The sequence below is a fragment of the Sphingobacterium sp. 40-24 genome (genome assembly GCF_001899705.1).
In the GTDB taxonomy this organism is placed as follows: domain Bacteria; phylum Bacteroidota; class Bacteroidia; order Sphingobacteriales; family Sphingobacteriaceae; genus Sphingobacterium; species Sphingobacterium multivorum.
Genome location: NZ_MKWH01000038.1, coordinates 16,889 through 32,401, shown reverse-complemented (window position 1 = coordinate 32,401; position 15,513 = coordinate 16,889). Strand labels below are relative to the sequence as shown.

Below are 15,513 nucleotides of genomic sequence, written 5' to 3'. Positions count from 1 at the left end.
AAATATTGAGGCTACTTGTCCTTGATTACGAACATATTGAGGTCTCTTTTCGCGGGTACGAGATCGAGATCGTAACTGTTCAACTGCTTTTTTAAACTGGCTAAGTCGTTAATACCGGAAAATTCAATATCAACATTATCAGTATAGCCAGTTTCATCTACTATAGGTAACTTAATATTCGCTCGATCACTAAGCATATTCATCACCGCAATAAGTTTTTGATTGGTCAAGATGATTGGCGACGCAGAAAAATCAATCTTAGGTTCTCCGCCTTTGCTCTTAATTTTATCTTTTTCAGAAGTTCTAACCAACACAAGGCAATCAACCATGCGTTTCTCAATAGTACCCGTGTATTCAGAATAACGGTTAAGGTCAGCCAGCATATAATAATAAAGACTGTCTGCTTTTTCTTCAGGAATAATCAACTCGTAATTGTAAAAATTAGACTTATCGGACTTTCCGTCTTTTTTTATTAGGTGTAGCAATGCAGGTTCTGCGACTTCTGTTATTATGCGTTTTGAATTAAATTGCTCGCCATTTTTACTAAATAATTCGTATAATATCGGATTATATATACTCATCATTGTCGCATTGGTCATTTGTCTACCGTAAACTTTACCGTCTTTCGTTTTCTTAAAATTATTTCCTGACGGTAATCCAGGATAATACCCCTTTGCAAAAATGGAATAGCTATTTAATTGTAAGTTATCACTAAAGTGTTCCGAAAGAAATAAAGGTCTATTGCGATCAATATCGATCTTTGCGACCATGTTCGTTTTTCGGTCATTTAACACCGCTTCTATATTAGCTTGACTGACCTGATCGGCTTGTGTTGTATTCAGCACACGCCCATCGGGCGAAATCCAAACAATATGAGGTACACCCATGTGTGGAAAGTATCGGGAAAGAACACTATCGGCAATTACCGAATGAACATAGGTATGTTCCTTACCTACACCCGTTGTAAAGAACTTAGTTATTTTGTCGGTATTTTCTGGTGTTACCGCCAAGACCTTAATCTTGTCGCCAAATTCATTTTGCAAATCATGCAGCTTAGGAAAATTTCGGATACAAGGCACGCACCACGTGCTCCAAAAATCCAAAATGATTAACTTGCCTTTATAATCGCTTAGGGTACTGCTCTTTTTACCCTCTGGATCGTTGACCACTTGTAAGGGAATACCCCACAATTCATTTGGGATCGGATCGCCAATATTAGGAGCTGTAATGTTTTGTTTGTTAACAGTCCCGAACTCGGTTCGGGACTGCGATCGGGCTCCCCCGACACTAAACAACACGAAACATAATACTAAAAAGTGCCTGCCGAACATTACCAGTCTATGCCCTCTAATGGCAGGCTTTAAATATTTGTTATATAGGAATGCAATCCTTTTTAGATCAATCATTCCATTACTTTTCCCTAACAACAGGTTAGGAAGTTTTAGCTGTATTTTTGCTCTTTCCATAACCTAAGTACTTTTATCTATTTGTGGACTATTCTGAAAAAAATCGTAGACTTTCTTACTTGTTTCCAGTTCCTCTTTGACAATGGCACGTACAGGAGAAGACAATATCTTCGATAGATCGATTTCTTTATAATGAGCAATGAGATAAGCCACAAGAACACGATATAGATCTGTTGAAAAAGCGTAAAGCTGTTCATCATCGATTTTTTGTTCTGCATTCGGGGAACGTAGTTTTAAATCTGTTTGAAGTTCAATCAAATAATCACAAATAGTATGCATCGGATATTTGCTCCAAAAAGTGCCAATAGTTCTTAAAGGATCGTACCCATCGTCGTGGATTTCATATAATGCTAAATCGAATGATAGGAATTTTGAATAATTTGGGTTCATTTTTAAGTTTTTATTCGTGAGCCAAAGGCATAGCTTTCCCTGTCCGATTGTGATCGGATATTTTAGGTGCCGAGATAATTCAGGAGAAAAAACTATGAATTGAATAATAAGTGTTAAACCACGTAAGATTGATAAGGCACTGATATGTGTGGGTTCAACATAGAGGGGTAACGGACTATTCCGGCGGACAGATTACGTTTTTGAGAAGATTATACATAGCTTACTCTTTAAATTTATGTAAAAGAGCAAGGGCCGAAACAAAATAAGCGACATGGGCCTCTGCTCGTCTCCTCCCCAGGCAAGTTCGGAAAAACGAGTGAGCGCACCATGCCGCCTATCATGTAAAATTATAATAAAAAATTATACATGCACGACATGGGGCTTCACTCGATCCGGTTGACTTCCGTTTTTGCCTGGGGAGGATCAACCGTATCATTAAAGCCGTTAAATGGCTAATATCTTATTCCCTAATTAGTTCTAAAACCAATTCTTGAACATCGTATCATCATTTATCAATACAATTATAAAAATTAATTTACATAACGACAAGTAAAATAATACGTTCGTCAATTTATATGGTTCGATTGGTAGGTGTTTTAACAATTTTCTACTATCATATTTGTTCTATGCATGAAAAAATAGGACAGATAATAAAACGAATTGCCACTTCAAAAGGGTTAAGTCAAAAACAATTTGGCGATAAAATTAACAGAACTAAACAAGCTGTTGCCGGCATTTATAAAAGGTCTACCATAGATATAGAATTACTCAAAGTGATTAGTGAACAATTGGAACACGACTTTCTTGAATACTACTATGGGGAAGAACCGTTTAAAACTTTCCGTAATTTGAAAGAAAAAGAATGGGAACAAAAGATCAGCGTATTAGAAAATGAATTAATATCAAAAGATAAACTGATAGACAAGAATGAAGAAATCTTATTGTTGCAACGAAAGTATATCGCTGAATTAGAGGAAAAACTATCGAAAAGAAACACTTAAAAAAATACGACAATACAAGACAAGGGTGAATTGTTCAAAATTCGCCTTTTTCTTTTTTAGCCCCTACCAGATAGCGTAAAATTCAAAGCTGTCTCCGTTCAAATTCTTCGAGAAGTCCTCTTTTATCCAGCATCGCCAACAGATCGGCATACCACAGATAGGTGAAATCTTTTTTCTTTCGCAGATCGGGTAGCTTAATATCCATAATGTCGCCCAGCGTTTCCAACCCCATACGTTTCGCACGCTGTATAAACTCAACATCACTCTGGATTTGGGTTAGGAATATATCTGTTGATGTCATTTTTTAAATTAGATTACGTGGTGTAAATTAAAAATAAATATCCTATCATCCCAACTTTTTCAAGTCAAATGTGAAAGATGACGTTTCTATTTCTTAACGGCAGTATGACGGATTATATTACATTCTTGCCAATACCAGACCATCCCCAAAGGTCTCCACATTTCTACCGCTTTTCCAGTCAATTCAGAACCTCTCCCTATAAAATACCGCACTTTTGAAAATCCCTAAAAACCCGTTCTAATACTATTTAAACCCACTTTTTAACGCAAGGGTGAAACGTTTCTTTCACCCCGTTACACTGTTTTTGCGTTGGCCCGTTTTCGTGCTTTGTACCCGAATGGAAGAATAAATCCATCGGGAAGAATGAAGTACACGGAACTGGCAACGCTGCTAAAAAATGCAGCCGAACAAGGAACAGCAAACGCAATCAAAGAAGAACAACCTGTTCCAGATCAGTTGACCAAAGCCGACGCTTACCGCCTGTATGGCCGTAGCAATGTAGATAGATGGCTCCGTGAGGGGCTGATCTCCAAACAACAACCTACCGACACTTCCCAAATCTTTTTTGACAGATCGGAACTCGAAGCCGTCGCGGCTTCGAGCAATCGGATCACCTACCTGCCCGTAGCGGAGAGGTAAGCGCATCCGCTGCGATAGCGGAGCATGGACGATCTTTGACATCGAGGAGTGAAGCATTATCCTGCGAGCAGCAGGAAATTTTGCGAAAGTGAGGTAAGCCGAAATACTCGGTGGTACCAATATTCTGAAAGCGCATTGGCAGGCAGTAGTCCGGTCCGTACGGACTGACGTGAGTAGCTCCGACAACTTACTATCAATCGGCAAGAGCGGATCATTTCGGGTTCGTTACCCGTTGCCGGTTCCATTGTGGGAAATCCCTTTTCCCCTTATCCGTAAACCATTAAACCCCAAACAAGCCATGAACATACTATTGACACCGCTGCAATTGCAGACATTGCTTTCTTATGCTGCCGAAATGGGCGCAAAACTGGCCCTGTCCAAAACTGGCCATATCAGGCCGTACCTCAAAAAATCAGAGGCATTCAAACGGTACGGACGAAAAAACGTAGAGCATTGGATCGGTCTGGGACTGATTACCCCGCGAAAGGACGGCGACCACTCCGCAGCGTGGAGGATCGACCGCATGGAGATCGAAGCCGTGAGTAAATCCCGTGAAGCCATGCGCTACCTATAAACCTATCCATCACATCAAAAATATTCCTTATGACATTTAACAAAAGCAACTCATCAGTTAATGACCTACTGTACATCGTTTCCCTGCTCAAAGCATTAGGGCATGAACCTGTATCAATCAATGGCGATGAATTTCAGTACGCCAGCGTGTTCGCAAAGCGAACTAATAACAAAATAGTCCTGACGGTAAATAATCGAATGAACGTTTGGTTTGACAGCTCACTTGGCAAAGGTGGTGGGCTCATGGATTTTGCCCGCACTTATTGGCCAAACCTATCTACCGAAGAAATCGGGGAACGTCTCCAAGAAATACTAAACAAAGAATTGAGGATGGTAAATCGAAAAGACAGACCCAGACGTAAACGAAAAGCAACTAAAATACCCTATTACGAAATCGACCACACAGGCCCATTAGGATACAATAAAGAGATTACCGATTTTCTGATGGAAAGCGGTCTTTGGGAACTCGCCGATCTGAACATCCAAGAAGTCTATTATTATGTAACCGACCAAAAGGGCAACCGTAAGGATTTTTGTGCAGCGGGTTGGCCTACCGAGAATGGAGGTTGGGAAGTGCGCGCCCAAAATTATACGGGTTGTATCGGCCCAAGAGGAATGACATCTATTTCGGTGAGCGAAACCGTACTTGCCATATTCCCCGAATATGTGGACTATCTGAAAAGACGGAATGACAAGCATCTGCAATACGCATCGGTGCTTATATTGAACCATCCCGAATTTTTATCCGCAGCGCTGAAACGTGCCAGCCATTTTGAAAAGGTACTATTCTATGTCGATGATATGAGGATCGGGTACCAATCAGTGCGAGAAGTATTCACGGACAAACTACCGCATGCCGAAGTTATATCCCTTTAATTATCCAATCCCTGCTTATGTCAAAATATGTAAACGTGGACGACCTGCGGGAAATCCCAATTTCGGACTTTCTGGCCCGGCTCGGCCACCATCCGGTACGGAAATCGGGCAAGGAACTCTTTTACCACAGTATGCTAAGGGAAACCAAGCAAGATACGCCATCCCTTACGGTATGGGATGAGGGTGGAAAATGGATCGACCGAGGTGGCCCAAACTCAACGGGCATACAGGGCGGTAGTATAGTCCAGCTCGGCCTTGCCTACTGGCCCCAGCTCTCCTTTGTCGAGGTACTCAATAAAATAAAGGATACCTGCGATATGCAGGTGTCCATGATACCAGCTTATAAACCTGTCAAATCCCCTACAGAACAAGAGCAGAAAGAATACACCTTTGAACTTGTGCGAATACAGCCAATAGGCAGAAACTTTGTCCTGACCAAATACCTCGAAGAACGTGGGATATTGGACGTTGCACATGGACACCTGCACGAAATCTATTACAGAAACCGTCTTGATAACGAAAATAAAAGCATTTTCTACGCCATTGGCTGGAAGAACGATCAGGACAATTGGGAGTTTACCAATGCCAAAGGTTTCAAGAGCAGTATCGGCAAAAAAGGTATTTCTGTTATACCCGGCAATCCAGACCATGCCGTTCTCTTTGAGGGGTATATGGACTACCTAAGCTGGCTCAAAGTGAACCGCCCAGATCCTGCGCCTACCGCCGTTGTCCTAAATTCCATTGTCCAATTGAAGAATGCCATCGAACGTGTCAAGAGCATACCCACCGTGGACGTGTATTTCGACAATGACGATCCCGGCCGTAACTGTACCCAAAGGCTGATCGAAGCCGTGCCACAGGCCAAAGACCGTTCAGGTGTTTATGGGGCGTACAAGGATTACAACGATATGCTAAGGGCTGCCCTAAATGAGCAGGAATTACAGCATCAACGTGCAGGCCCCAAGCGTTGATTTTTTGAGGGATCGAAATCGGTTATTCAGCTATATAGATAACGGGATATTGGTATATACCGATAGCTATCTATATAGCCATCCCGATATACAGATATTCATATATCCCGATATAGGTATATCCAGATAGGTAGCGATATGGATATATGTATAGCCACATATCCATATATATAGATATTCAGATAACTGCACATGCCGATATACAGCTATCCATATAAACACCTATACCGACAGCTGTATATATGGATATATGACCGATTTAAAAGTGATTTATCAATCGGCCATCCCCGAACCTATATGTAAAAAACACCCCCAAAAACCCACTTTTTTGCCCCTTGCGGTATAACCCTTGTTTTTTGTTTTGTATTGTGCAAGTTGTGTTTTTGTACGTACGGCTCTCGTACCTCGGCCGTACCCACAAAAACCAACTTGCCCCGGAACATCCCGGCTCCGATGGAGCGGGTCTGTACCAGGGTAGGAAAAAGGTCGCAACTCCCTTTTTCTCCTGCATAGCGTACCACATACGCCGATAACGGCAAAACATCCATAAACCTTTAAAACAATCACCATGCTAAGACACGGTAGCCTTTTTTCGGGCATTGGCGGTTTTGACATCGCCGCTTCATGGATGGGTTGGCGAAACGTTTTCTCGTGCGAGAAAGACCCATTCTGCCGAACCGTTCTCAAACATTACTGGCCAAATACAACACACTATGAAGACATCTACGATTTTCGGGCAGCTCACTATCGAGGACATATCGACATCATCAGCGGAGGTTTTCCGTGCCAACCGTTCAGTCAAGCCGGACGGAGAAAGGGGGCGAAAGATAACCGTTACCTCTTCCCGGAAACTATCCGAATTATTAAGGAAGCACGGCCGGAGTGGATCGTTCTTGAAAACGTTACTGGACTGTTCACCATTCTCGAACCCGATAGTCTTTCTGAAATGGAGATCAAAGCGGTTGAGCTTTTTTGTCAGGACAGTGAGCAACCTGCAACAAGTACCATCATCCGACTCCAACGACGCGTTATCGGAAGCATCATTTCAGAAATCGGATCAGCAGGATATGTACTTCCGACACTTGAAGACGGCACACCAATCGTTTTGTGTATTCCGGCTGCTGCCGTTGGCGCTCCACACCAACGGGATCGGGTTTGGTTTGTTGCCCACGCCGACGGCCACAGAAATAAGCAATATAAAAACAACGATGGAACAGGCGCAGGACAGAAGACGGCTAAAGGACAGGAAGAACGAGCGGGGCAACGGCGGTCAGGTTTCCCTGACGGATTTTCTGGTGTACCACGCCCTGATCTCCCTATGGAGCCCGGCAGAGGAAATAACCGAGAGGATGCCCAACGAAATACAGAAGCGTTTGCTGAAAGTGCTGCCGACAGCGGAACAGGTCGATGGCACGACATTCCCGTATGGACGGGATGGCCAAGTGAACCCCCGTTTTGTGTCCGAGATGATGGGCTTTCCGAAAGACTGGACGGAATTACCTTTCCTGCGTGGCGGGCCGAAAGCATAAAAGCCTACGGCAACGCCATCGTTCCGCAGGTCGCCCTTGAAATCTTTAAGGCAATCCAGTCCGTCACCTTGAACCACCAAGCACCATGAAAAACAGAAAAGGAAACCGAAAACCTACAGCCCATGAACAGCGTACCCGACGCTTTGAGCTCCGGTTGAGCGAAGCGGAACGGACGCAGTTTCTTGAACTTGAAAAAGCACTTGGCCTAAGCCGCGCGGACATCGTGCGTATCCGTGTGCTCCAACATTCCAAAAAGATGCTGGTCAATACAACGGAAGTCATGAAACTGCTGGACAATATCGGCACAGAGATCGGCCGATCCGGCAACAACATCAATCAATTGGCGAAACATGCCAATACCCTGCAACAGCAGGGAATGTTGCACGCTCTCCTTATCCGTGACCTTATCCCTTTGCTTACCGAATATGTCAGGTTGCAACGGGAATTGGAACAGTCCATCCGGCAGCTTATCAGGCTTATAAGGGGGCAGACATGATCGTCAAGATACTTGACCCGTCAACCACGTTCAAAGGGGTGCGTTACAATACGAACAAAGTGGACAAGGACAAAGGCGAACTGATGAAAGTATCGGGTTTCGGTGCCTTGCAGGCCCTGCAAAATCTCCGCCCAGAAGATTACGTCAATTATCTGGAAGCCCAATCCGCAGCCAGTAAACGGACGAAGTACCCACAGCTCCACGCCGTCATTTCCTGCAAAGGACGTTCCCATAGCAAGCAACAACTTACAGCCATCGCCGAACAATGGCTGAAAGGAATGGGCTACGGCCAGCAACCTTACCTCTTGGTATTCCACAAGGACACGGCAAACAACCATATCCATATCGTTTCCACACGGGTAGACCGAGACGGCAAGAAGATAAACGACAGCTTCGAGAAAATCCGTGCCTACGAAGCACTGAACCGTATCGTGGGCGTGGACGAAAAGAAAGAGATCGACAAGAACATCGAGAAAGCATTGAGGTATGGTTTCTCCACACGGGCGCAATTCATGATGATACTTGAAGCGCAGGGCTATTCGCTTAAACTGTCCGATGGGGTATATCAGATCAGCCGTTACGGCAAAAGACAAGGCGCGGTCTCTTTGGAACAAGTGGACGCCAAAATCGGTACATTCAGTAAAGACATCGTTCGGCTGGCACAGCTCCGCGCTGTCTTTGCCAAGTACCGTGGCCAGTACGATCCGGCGGTTGTCCATGTTACGGCCCCGCTTCCCGGCAATAGATCGTCCGCTCCATCGGGCTACACGTCGGCAATGGCGCAGATGCTAACGGACAAATTCGGGGTACAGATCATATTCCACGGTAAGGACGGAAAACCGCCATACGGTTATACCGTCATCGACCATTCGAGGAAAATGGTATATAAAGGCAAAGACCTTATACCGTTGGCAGAATTTATCGCACCATCGGAAAATACACCCGAAATATCTGCCAAAGCGGACAGAGCAGAGACTAAAGCGGACAGGACTGGACAAAACGAAAAGGAACAGAAAACGCCGTCCGAAGAAACCGCTACCTATACCGATCATGTACGGGGAACATCCGAGCAATGGATACCAAATATCCAGATCGACATTTCCGACGACATCGACGATGAAGCGATCCACGGACGCAACCGGAGACGTAAGCGCAAAGCCCGTACAAATACCCGCTGACATCACTTTATCAACAACACCTTTAAAACCCACGCACTATGCTCATACTTATAGGAAACCAAAAAGGCGGGGCGGGAAAAAGTACGCTCACCCTGCTGCTCGCCAACTACCTGACCCAGCAACAGGAACGGCGGGTTACGATACTTGACATGGATTACCAGCAATCACTTTCCGCCAAAGCCGAGAAAGCAAAAATCTTGGAAAATGAACCGCTGTACGAAATCGTACCCGCCGACCTCAGCCATTTTCCGGCAATGCAACGGAAGCTGGGGAAGTCACGGAACGAAATCGTACTGATAGATCTGCCGGGCAAGATGGACGACGATGGTCTGATCCCCATATTTGCTGCCGCCGATGCGGTGATCTGTCCGTTTGCCTTTGACGAGTTTTCGGTGGACTCCACATTGCTGTTTGCAATGGTCATCGGCAGGATCAACAAGCGGGCGCCCCTGATCTTCGTGCCAAACCGTATCAAGAACACCGTCAAGTACGAAACCCGGACGGAAGTCGAAAATGTCCTGCGCGGTTTCGGTACGGTCGCACCCGGCCTGCCAGACCGGATAGACTTCCAGCGGGTAAATACATTCCAGACACCGATCATCCTATATCCCGTTATCCTGCCGCTCTTAGACCTGATCTATGAACAGTACATTGCTAAGGAGGAACCATTATGAGCGGAATAAAAAGCCTTGCCGACGAGCTTCGGGATTCCATGCGGAAAGGGAAACCGCCACAGGCAAATGAAATCCCCCCGGTAGAACCACCAAAGGACACACCAAAGAAAAAAACGGAAACACTGGAACGCCTGTTTGAAAGTATCCAAAACCATGAACTGACCGGGCGTGAACGGTTACTGATCCGTCTGGACGACAAGACCCTTTTTCTGCTCAAACAACTGAAAGTTGCCAAAGGTATCGACATGACCAAGATCATATCTTACAGCCTGCACCAATTTCTAAAAACCCATCCCGAACTCACCCGATACATCAAAGAACACATTAAAACCCTTGATCTATGAACTGGACACAATTCCTGCTCGGCGTTATCGCCATCTATGGCATTTACTATGCCCTAAACGTACTGTATGACCTGTTTATCCAACGCCGTGCTCCGCGCGCGGCCGATGGAGGAAACGAATTGACATTTGATGAAGATTCACCGCCCGAAAGGGTTGTTCCCGAACCATCCAAAAGAGAAAACGAGCCTATGGTAACAGAGGGGAAACCCGTTATCACGTCCGGCCCCCTGCAATCCACAGGGGGCATAAACCTAAAGCAACTCGTATCGCTCATGCAAAACGACGTGGTCGAGTACACCAAAGCCATCCCTTATTAAATCCATTATGCGACCAATCCGCTTTGTGGCAGTATTCCTTACTGTCATTTTTTTTGCCCTGTACGCAACCGCCCAGCCCGGCCTTGCCGAATTTAGGGAAGTGCGCAAGGAAGTCAATACGTGGTATTACAACTTCTCTGACCTTGCCTTTGTCATCGGTGCCGTGTGCGGGCTGCTCGGTGGTTTGCGGGTGTACAGCAACTGGCAGTCCGGCAAGCATCATATCGATGCACAGGTCATGGGATGGTTCTTTTCCTGCCTTTTCCTATCGCTCGTCGGTGCCGCACTAAAGGCCCTTTTCGGGGTAAACTAACAATCCTATCATTTTTTTATTCACTTTTTATCCATTATCCCTATGACAGTAAACACTAAAAAACTGTTTGCAATGGCCGCGCTTTGCCTTTCGGCGGCCCAATCAACATTCGCACAAGGTGGTACCGTGGGTATCGATGCCGCCACATCATCATTGACCAGCTACGTAGACCCCATTTCGACGCTCATTCTGGCCATCGGCGCGGTCGTCGGGCTCATTGGGGGAATACGGGTGTACATCAAGTGGAACAGTGGAGATCAGGACATCAATAAAGAGTTGATGTCGTGGGGAGGTTCCTGCCTGTTCTTGGTACTCGTGTCGGTGGTCATCAAAGCGTTTTTCGGCGTATGACACACGGGCGTTATCCAGTCTATAAGGGGCTGCAAAAGCCCCTTATTTACCGCGGTTTCAAGGGCAAGTTTATCTATTGGGGCATAGGTTCCCTTATCGGTGGTCTGGCCATCGGCGGACTTATCGGCGCACTGACCAACCTGATCCTGGGCGGCTTTGCCACCCTTGCCCTGATGGGCGCAGGACTTGCCTATACATTCATGAAACAGGGTAACGGTCTCCATGACAAAACCCGCCACCGAGGCGTATTTATCCACTCCGCACATTTATCGATCAGCTATGAGAACAGAAAGAAAGACAGCCTTTGAAATGCCCTATGTGGGTATTGACCATTATCAGGGGATGTCCATACTGTACGGCGACCGGGGCGATTTTTCAGTCGTGATGCGACTGACCAATCCCGTCCTGCAGTATGGTGCCGATCCCGAAGCCTATATCGCTTTCCAACAGGTATTGCTTAACGTCATCAAGATACTTGGCGAGGGGCATATCATCCAAAAGCACGACGTATTCATCAAACGGAAATACCAGCCCAAACCTGCAACCGAGTTCTTGGAACAGAAATACCAAGAACATTTTGAGGGTCGGGAATATACCGAGATCAGAACCTATCTGACCGTTACCCGTCTGGTCAAAAAAGGGGCATTCTACACCTATGACAAAAAAGTGCTGGCCACTTTCGGGCAGAACATGGCCAAAGTATTTGACCTGCTTTCCGGCGCCTCACTTAACCCTGCATACCTTACCGAAGCGGAAATAAACCGTTTTGTAAACAGGGTGCTCGCCGTAGAGTTTGAGCAGCCACACATCACGTTGGACAATCTCCGCTCAGCAGACCGCGAGTTGCGGATCGGTGACCGGGCCGTCCGCTGTATCAGCATGGTCAACACCGATTCGGTTGACCTGCCCGAAAAGGTCGGAACCTTTACGGCCAAAAATGAAACGAACGGTATGCGCGATTTTCCGGTGGACAACCTCTTTTTCCTACACCATGTTCCCGGTTATCGCACCATTATCTATAACCAGCTATTGGAAATACCCAGCCAACAGATCACGCTTGGCAAACTTGAAGTAAAACGTAAAAGGCATTCGAGCGTACCCGATCCGGCCAACCTCATGTGCGTGGAGGACATCGACCGTTTATTGGTAGACGTGGCACGTGATAACCAGCTATTGGTAAATGCGCACTATTCCATGATCGTATGCGCCGATACGGACAAGATCGACAGAACGGCCAATTTTATCGAAGCCGCCCTGTTCCAACAGGGGATCATCCCATCACGCAATGCTTACAACCAATTGGAACTGTTCCGGTGTGCTTTGCCGGGCGTTGGCGTGGAACTGAAAAAGTACGATTGGTTCCTGACGACGGCCGATGCCGCCCTCTGTTTCTTTTTCAAGGAACGGTTGCCGACGGACGAACCCTCGGAGTTTCTGCTAAGGTTTACCGACCGTCAAGGGGTGCCCGTTGCGCTGGACCCGTCGGACCTCGTTATGAGGACAGGCCGTATAAAAAATCGCAATCGCTTCGTGTTAGGAAGCAGTGGCACGGGTAAGAGCTATGCCATAAATGCGATCGTCCAACAGTACCTACAATACAACATGGACGTGGTGATCGTGGACGTGGGGCATTCCTATTCCGGTCTTTGCAGCACCTATGGGGGCAAGTACATCACCTATTCGGAAGAAAAGCCCATTACGATGAACCCCTTTGCGATCAGCGAGGAAGAATACAACATCGAGAAAAAGGATTTTTTGATAACGTTGATCTGTCTGCTCTGGAAAGGTTCCGAGGGTTCGGTAACCACCGTCGAGCGTGACGTAATTTCCAATGTCATTTCAGCCTATTACGCCCATCATTTCGATAAAGCCATCGAAGACCGCGTAGACAGGTTGGACTTTAATTCCTTTTATGAATTTGCCGTTCGGAAAATCCCCGATATAAGGAACGAAGAAAGCATCGCTTTTGACGTGGAAGAATTTCGGTTTGTATTAAAGAAGTTTTACAGAGGGGGCGAATACGAAGCGATACTGAACGAAGATGCCGACCAATCGCTATTCAACGAACGGTTCATAGTCTATGAAATTGACAACATACAGAATAACAAGACGCTCCTGCCAATCGTAACGCTGATTATAATGGATCTGTTCGTGCAGAAGATGCGCCACAGGAAGAACCGCCGGAAAACCCTGATCTTGGAGGAAGCATGGCGGGCCATTTCCTCACCAATGATGGCAAATTTCCTTTTATACCTAAACAAGACCGTACGGAAGTTCTGGGGGGAAATCATCGAGGTAACACAGGAAATCAACGACATCATCGGCAACCCCATTATCAAGGACAGCATCATAAACAATTCGGATACCATCATCCTGCTGCAACAGAACGAGGCCGATTTTAGAAAGGTTGCCGAATTGCTTTCCATCACCGAGGCCGAACAGAAGAAGATTTTCACGATCAACCGTCTTGACAACAAGGACGGACGTGCCCGTTTCAACGAGTTCTATATCCGTCGGGGAAATGTCGGGGAAGTGTACGGCGTGGAGGTCAGTATTTACCACCATTTGGCGTTCACGACCGAAAAACCCGAAAAAAGCGCCGTGGAGATTTACGCCAAACATCATGGCAGCTACCCAAAAGCCCTAACGGCGTTCGTATCCGATATGGAAAAGAGCGGTCTTGCGTTGGGCGATTTTGTCGGGCGGGTGAACGAGAACAATGCGCCAGTTGAAACACAAAGAGAATACTTTAAACCTGATTTTACATGAAACGAATTATTGCAATAACGATCCTGTCCCTTGCTGTTTTCTATGCAAGAGGTCAAATTTACATCGACCCCGCCGTCGCAGCCGCAACGGGCGTCCATGCCGGAGTGATGAACAGCCAGCTCAATGACGTAAACAGAAACCTAACACTAATCCAGCGTGGACAGCTCGCCGTCACGGGCCAGCTCCTGATCGTGAACGATTTGCAGGACAAGATTTACAAAGGGTTAAGCGAAGTATCCGGCGTTGTCCGTTCACTGCTCACCGTAAAGGACATTGCCAGCATTTCCCTTGACATCGTTAACGACGTAGAAAAGGCAATGAACATCGCAAGGGGAAATCCGGTACTCCTGCTATTTGCCGAAGCGGGCGCACGGGAATTTAAGACACGGGCGACGAACCTGTCCGCCGAGGTCAGCACTTTTGTGCTGAAAGGTGGAAAGGATAACCTGATGGATGCGGGCGAACGGGCAAAACTGCTCAACCGGATACGTACCGAATTGACCATCCTACGAGGCGTAACCTTTGGGATGCACAGAAGTATGTATTGGGCGAAACAGCGCGGTATCCTTAACTCCCTCAACCCATACGCCGGGTTTATCAATATCGACAAACAGATTGCCGATGACATTATCCGTAATTCAAAATTGCTCAAACGATGAGATATTTTATCCTGACCCTCTTGCTTTTGGTCATAGCTTTGACCAGAGCAAATGCACAGCTCAACGTGGAACTGCTCCACCAATTGGTCGAACACAGCAAAGATGAATACGACCGCCAGATCACCGCAAGAAACAGACAGGCCATTACCTCGGCCAACGAGGAAGTAAACCGAGAAGAAACGGCAAAACTCAAAACCCGCTATCGGCAGTTGCACAGCCGTTTTCAGGTTTTGGGAACAGCATTGCAGGGGCTTAGTATGGGGCTTGAATCCGCGCCAATAGTCACCGAGATCATAAACCAACAAAAAAGGATTATAGGCATTGTTTCCACACACCCCGAATTTCTTTTGCTTGCCATCGATGCAGAAAAAGATATGGCAGAAAAAGCCGTGCAGCTCGCACGCTACCTGACCGGACTTTTTATCAGTATCGGTGACCTTAACCAGATGAAAGCAAGTGACAGGAGAATACTTTACGGACACGTCCTGCAGGAGCTTCGGAAGATCGCAGGAGCATCACGGGGGCTTGCGGCTACCCTATACTATTCGACACGAAAAAAGCTGCTCGATTCCCTCAATCCATTTTCCGGTTATATCAATGAGGACAAGCGTATAGTCGATAATATTTTAAGGCAATTGGAGGAATTTAAGCCATGAAATCTGCATG

The 15,513-nt window shown here is 46.2% G+C and carries 21 protein-coding genes and 1 pseudogene; 18 read left to right on the top strand and 4 right to left on the bottom strand.

Features of this window, described 5'->3' with window-relative positions; all coding sequences use genetic code 11:
* Positions 1-11: 11 nt before the first annotated feature.
* Complete coding sequence (locus BGP15_RS16000) at positions 12-1,466, bottom strand: TlpA family protein disulfide reductase (RefSeq protein ID WP_286770076.1); 1,455 nt, start codon at positions 1,464-1,466, stop codon at positions 12-14.
* A 3-nt stretch (positions 1,467-1,469) separates the two neighbouring features.
* A complete protein-coding gene (locus BGP15_RS15995; RefSeq protein ID WP_286770075.1) occupies positions 1,470-1,856 on the bottom strand; it encodes a hypothetical protein in 387 nt (128 codons plus the stop codon).
* Between the two features lie 626 nt (positions 1,857-2,482).
* On the opposite strand from BGP15_RS15995, the gene BGP15_RS15990 reads away from it, so the two are divergent.
* Positions 2,483-2,857, top strand: coding sequence for a helix-turn-helix domain-containing protein (locus BGP15_RS15990; RefSeq protein ID WP_286770074.1), 375 nt, complete (start codon positions 2,483-2,485; stop codon positions 2,855-2,857).
* An 82-nt stretch (positions 2,858-2,939) separates the two neighbouring features.
* Here BGP15_RS15990 and BGP15_RS15985 read toward each other — a convergent pair whose 3' ends face one another.
* Positions 2,940-3,158, bottom strand: coding sequence for a hypothetical protein (locus BGP15_RS15985; protein ID WP_028069958.1), 219 nt, complete (start codon positions 3,156-3,158; stop codon positions 2,940-2,942).
* A gap of 363 nt (positions 3,159-3,521) precedes the next feature.
* On the opposite strand from BGP15_RS15985, the gene BGP15_RS15980 reads away from it, so the two are divergent.
* The 4 genes from BGP15_RS15980 to BGP15_RS15965 all read left to right on the top strand — a co-directional run bounded on the left by BGP15_RS15980 (position 3,522) and on the right by BGP15_RS15965 (position 6,217).
* Positions 3,522-3,797, top strand: coding sequence for a hypothetical protein (locus tag BGP15_RS15980; RefSeq protein WP_286770073.1), 276 nt, complete (start codon positions 3,522-3,524; stop codon positions 3,795-3,797).
* A 169-nt stretch (positions 3,798-3,966) separates the two neighbouring features.
* Entirely contained in the window at positions 3,967-4,371 is a 405-nt protein-coding gene (locus BGP15_RS15975) for a hypothetical protein (RefSeq protein ID WP_286770072.1), read from the top strand.
* Between the two features lie 29 nt (positions 4,372-4,400).
* A complete protein-coding gene (locus BGP15_RS15970) occupies positions 4,401-5,246 on the top strand; it encodes a DUF8464 domain-containing protein (RefSeq protein ID WP_286770071.1) in 846 nt (281 codons plus the stop codon).
* A gap of 17 nt (positions 5,247-5,263) precedes the next feature.
* Positions 5,264-6,217, top strand: coding sequence for a DUF8464 domain-containing protein (locus BGP15_RS15965; RefSeq protein ID WP_286770070.1), 954 nt, complete (start codon positions 5,264-5,266; stop codon positions 6,215-6,217).
* Positions 6,218-6,490: 273 nt separating this feature from the next.
* Here BGP15_RS15965 and BGP15_RS15960 read toward each other — a convergent pair whose 3' ends face one another.
* The gene (locus tag BGP15_RS15960) at positions 6,491-6,787 is read right to left on the bottom strand and encodes a hypothetical protein (protein ID WP_286770069.1); all 297 of its coding nucleotides are present in this window, start codon (positions 6,785-6,787) and stop codon (positions 6,491-6,493) included.
* Here BGP15_RS15960 and BGP15_RS26990 point away from each other — a divergent pair.
* The 13 genes and pseudogenes from BGP15_RS26990 to BGP15_RS15900 form a co-directional block, all read left to right on the top strand.
* Positions 6,786-7,124 (top strand): annotated as a pseudogene (locus tag BGP15_RS26990) (DNA cytosine methyltransferase); the annotation flags it as partial. The gene BGP15_RS15960 and the pseudogene BGP15_RS26990 sit on opposite strands and share 2 nt — an antisense overlap.
* Before the next feature lie 39 nt (positions 7,125-7,163).
* Complete coding sequence (locus tag BGP15_RS15955) at positions 7,164-7,835, top strand: hypothetical protein (RefSeq protein ID WP_286770068.1); 672 nt, start codon at positions 7,164-7,166, stop codon at positions 7,833-7,835.
* A complete protein-coding gene (locus BGP15_RS15950) occupies positions 7,832-8,242 on the top strand; it encodes a ribbon-helix-helix domain-containing protein (protein WP_286770067.1) in 411 nt (136 codons plus the stop codon). Before BGP15_RS15955 ends, BGP15_RS15950 begins: the two co-directional genes overlap by 4 nt.
* Positions 8,239-9,420, top strand: coding sequence for a relaxase/mobilization nuclease domain-containing protein (locus BGP15_RS15945; RefSeq protein ID WP_286770066.1), 1,182 nt, complete (start codon positions 8,239-8,241; stop codon positions 9,418-9,420). The genes BGP15_RS15950 and BGP15_RS15945 overlap by 4 nt, the downstream gene beginning before the upstream one ends.
* Positions 9,421-9,458: 38 nt before the next feature.
* A complete protein-coding gene (locus tag BGP15_RS15940) occupies positions 9,459-10,094 on the top strand; it encodes a ParA family protein (protein WP_286770065.1) in 636 nt (211 codons plus the stop codon).
* Positions 10,091-10,438 carry a hypothetical protein gene (locus BGP15_RS15935; protein ID WP_270089744.1) on the top strand — a complete coding sequence of 116 codons (348 nt, stop codon included), beginning with the start codon at positions 10,091-10,093 and terminating at the stop codon, positions 10,436-10,438. The genes BGP15_RS15940 and BGP15_RS15935 overlap by 4 nt, the downstream gene beginning before the upstream one ends.
* Entirely contained in the window at positions 10,435-10,755 is a 321-nt protein-coding gene (locus BGP15_RS15930) for a hypothetical protein (RefSeq protein ID WP_286770064.1), read from the top strand. The genes BGP15_RS15935 and BGP15_RS15930 overlap by 4 nt, the downstream gene beginning before the upstream one ends.
* Positions 10,756-10,762: 7 nt before the next feature.
* Positions 10,763-11,068 carry a DUF4134 domain-containing protein gene (locus BGP15_RS15925; protein WP_270089746.1) on the top strand — a complete coding sequence of 102 codons (306 nt, stop codon included), beginning with the start codon at positions 10,763-10,765 and terminating at the stop codon, positions 11,066-11,068.
* 42 nt (positions 11,069-11,110) lie between these two features.
* A complete protein-coding gene (locus BGP15_RS15920) occupies positions 11,111-11,419 on the top strand; it encodes a DUF4134 domain-containing protein (protein WP_028069947.1) in 309 nt (102 codons plus the stop codon).
* Complete coding sequence (locus BGP15_RS15915) at positions 11,416-11,727, top strand: DUF4133 domain-containing protein (protein ID WP_286770063.1); 312 nt, start codon at positions 11,416-11,418, stop codon at positions 11,725-11,727. Before BGP15_RS15920 ends, BGP15_RS15915 begins: the two co-directional genes overlap by 4 nt.
* Positions 11,699-14,188 (top strand): TraG family conjugative transposon ATPase, encoded by a 2,490-nt coding sequence (locus BGP15_RS15910; RefSeq protein ID WP_286770062.1) that lies wholly within the window; start codon positions 11,699-11,701, stop codon positions 14,186-14,188. The genes BGP15_RS15915 and BGP15_RS15910 overlap by 29 nt, the downstream gene beginning before the upstream one ends.
* Positions 14,185-14,847, top strand: a complete 663-nt coding sequence (locus tag BGP15_RS15905) for a hypothetical protein (protein WP_286770061.1) — start codon at positions 14,185-14,187, stop codon at positions 14,845-14,847. Before BGP15_RS15910 ends, BGP15_RS15905 begins: the two co-directional genes overlap by 4 nt.
* A complete protein-coding gene (locus BGP15_RS15900; protein ID WP_182982319.1) occupies positions 14,844-15,503 on the top strand; it encodes a hypothetical protein in 660 nt (219 codons plus the stop codon). The genes BGP15_RS15905 and BGP15_RS15900 overlap by 4 nt, the downstream gene beginning before the upstream one ends.
* The last annotated feature ends 10 nt before the right edge of the window (positions 15,504-15,513 follow it).

Excerpts from the sequence above, each read along its gene's own strand:
- BGP15_RS16000 (WP_286770076.1), bottom strand. The coding sequence starts at position 1,466 with ATGGAAAGAGCAAAAATACAGCTAAAACTTCCTAACCTGTTGTTAGGG.
- BGP15_RS15995 (WP_286770075.1), bottom strand. The coding sequence starts at position 1,856 with ATGAACCCAAATTATTCAAAATTCCTATCATTCGATTTAGCATTATAT.
- BGP15_RS15990 (WP_286770074.1), top strand. The coding sequence starts at position 2,483 with ATGCATGAAAAAATAGGACAGATAATAAAACGAATTGCCACTTCAAAA.
- BGP15_RS15985 (WP_028069958.1), bottom strand. The coding sequence starts at position 3,158 with ATGACATCAACAGATATATTCCTAACCCAAATCCAGAGTGATGTTGAG.
- BGP15_RS15980 (WP_286770073.1), top strand. The coding sequence starts at position 3,522 with ATGAAGTACACGGAACTGGCAACGCTGCTAAAAAATGCAGCCGAACAA.
- BGP15_RS15970 (WP_286770071.1), top strand. The coding sequence starts at position 4,401 with ATGACATTTAACAAAAGCAACTCATCAGTTAATGACCTACTGTACATC.
- BGP15_RS15965 (WP_286770070.1), top strand. The coding sequence starts at position 5,264 with ATGTCAAAATATGTAAACGTGGACGACCTGCGGGAAATCCCAATTTCG.
- BGP15_RS15960 (WP_286770069.1), bottom strand. The coding sequence starts at position 6,787 with ATGGTGATTGTTTTAAAGGTTTATGGATGTTTTGCCGTTATCGGCGTA.
- BGP15_RS15955 (WP_286770068.1), top strand. The coding sequence starts at position 7,164 with ATGGAGATCAAAGCGGTTGAGCTTTTTTGTCAGGACAGTGAGCAACCT.
- BGP15_RS15950 (WP_286770067.1), top strand. The coding sequence starts at position 7,832 with ATGAAAAACAGAAAAGGAAACCGAAAACCTACAGCCCATGAACAGCGT.
- BGP15_RS15945 (WP_286770066.1), top strand. The coding sequence starts at position 8,239 with ATGATCGTCAAGATACTTGACCCGTCAACCACGTTCAAAGGGGTGCGT.
- BGP15_RS15940 (WP_286770065.1), top strand. The coding sequence starts at position 9,459 with ATGCTCATACTTATAGGAAACCAAAAAGGCGGGGCGGGAAAAAGTACG.
- BGP15_RS15935 (WP_270089744.1), top strand. The coding sequence starts at position 10,091 with ATGAGCGGAATAAAAAGCCTTGCCGACGAGCTTCGGGATTCCATGCGG.
- BGP15_RS15930 (WP_286770064.1), top strand. The coding sequence starts at position 10,435 with ATGAACTGGACACAATTCCTGCTCGGCGTTATCGCCATCTATGGCATT.
- BGP15_RS15925 (WP_270089746.1), top strand. The coding sequence starts at position 10,763 with ATGCGACCAATCCGCTTTGTGGCAGTATTCCTTACTGTCATTTTTTTT.
- BGP15_RS15920 (WP_028069947.1), top strand. The coding sequence starts at position 11,111 with ATGACAGTAAACACTAAAAAACTGTTTGCAATGGCCGCGCTTTGCCTT.
- BGP15_RS15915 (WP_286770063.1), top strand. The coding sequence starts at position 11,416 with ATGACACACGGGCGTTATCCAGTCTATAAGGGGCTGCAAAAGCCCCTT.
- BGP15_RS15910 (WP_286770062.1), top strand. The coding sequence starts at position 11,699 with ATGAGAACAGAAAGAAAGACAGCCTTTGAAATGCCCTATGTGGGTATT.
- BGP15_RS15905 (WP_286770061.1), top strand. The coding sequence starts at position 14,185 with ATGAAACGAATTATTGCAATAACGATCCTGTCCCTTGCTGTTTTCTAT.
- BGP15_RS15900 (WP_182982319.1), top strand. The coding sequence starts at position 14,844 with ATGAGATATTTTATCCTGACCCTCTTGCTTTTGGTCATAGCTTTGACC.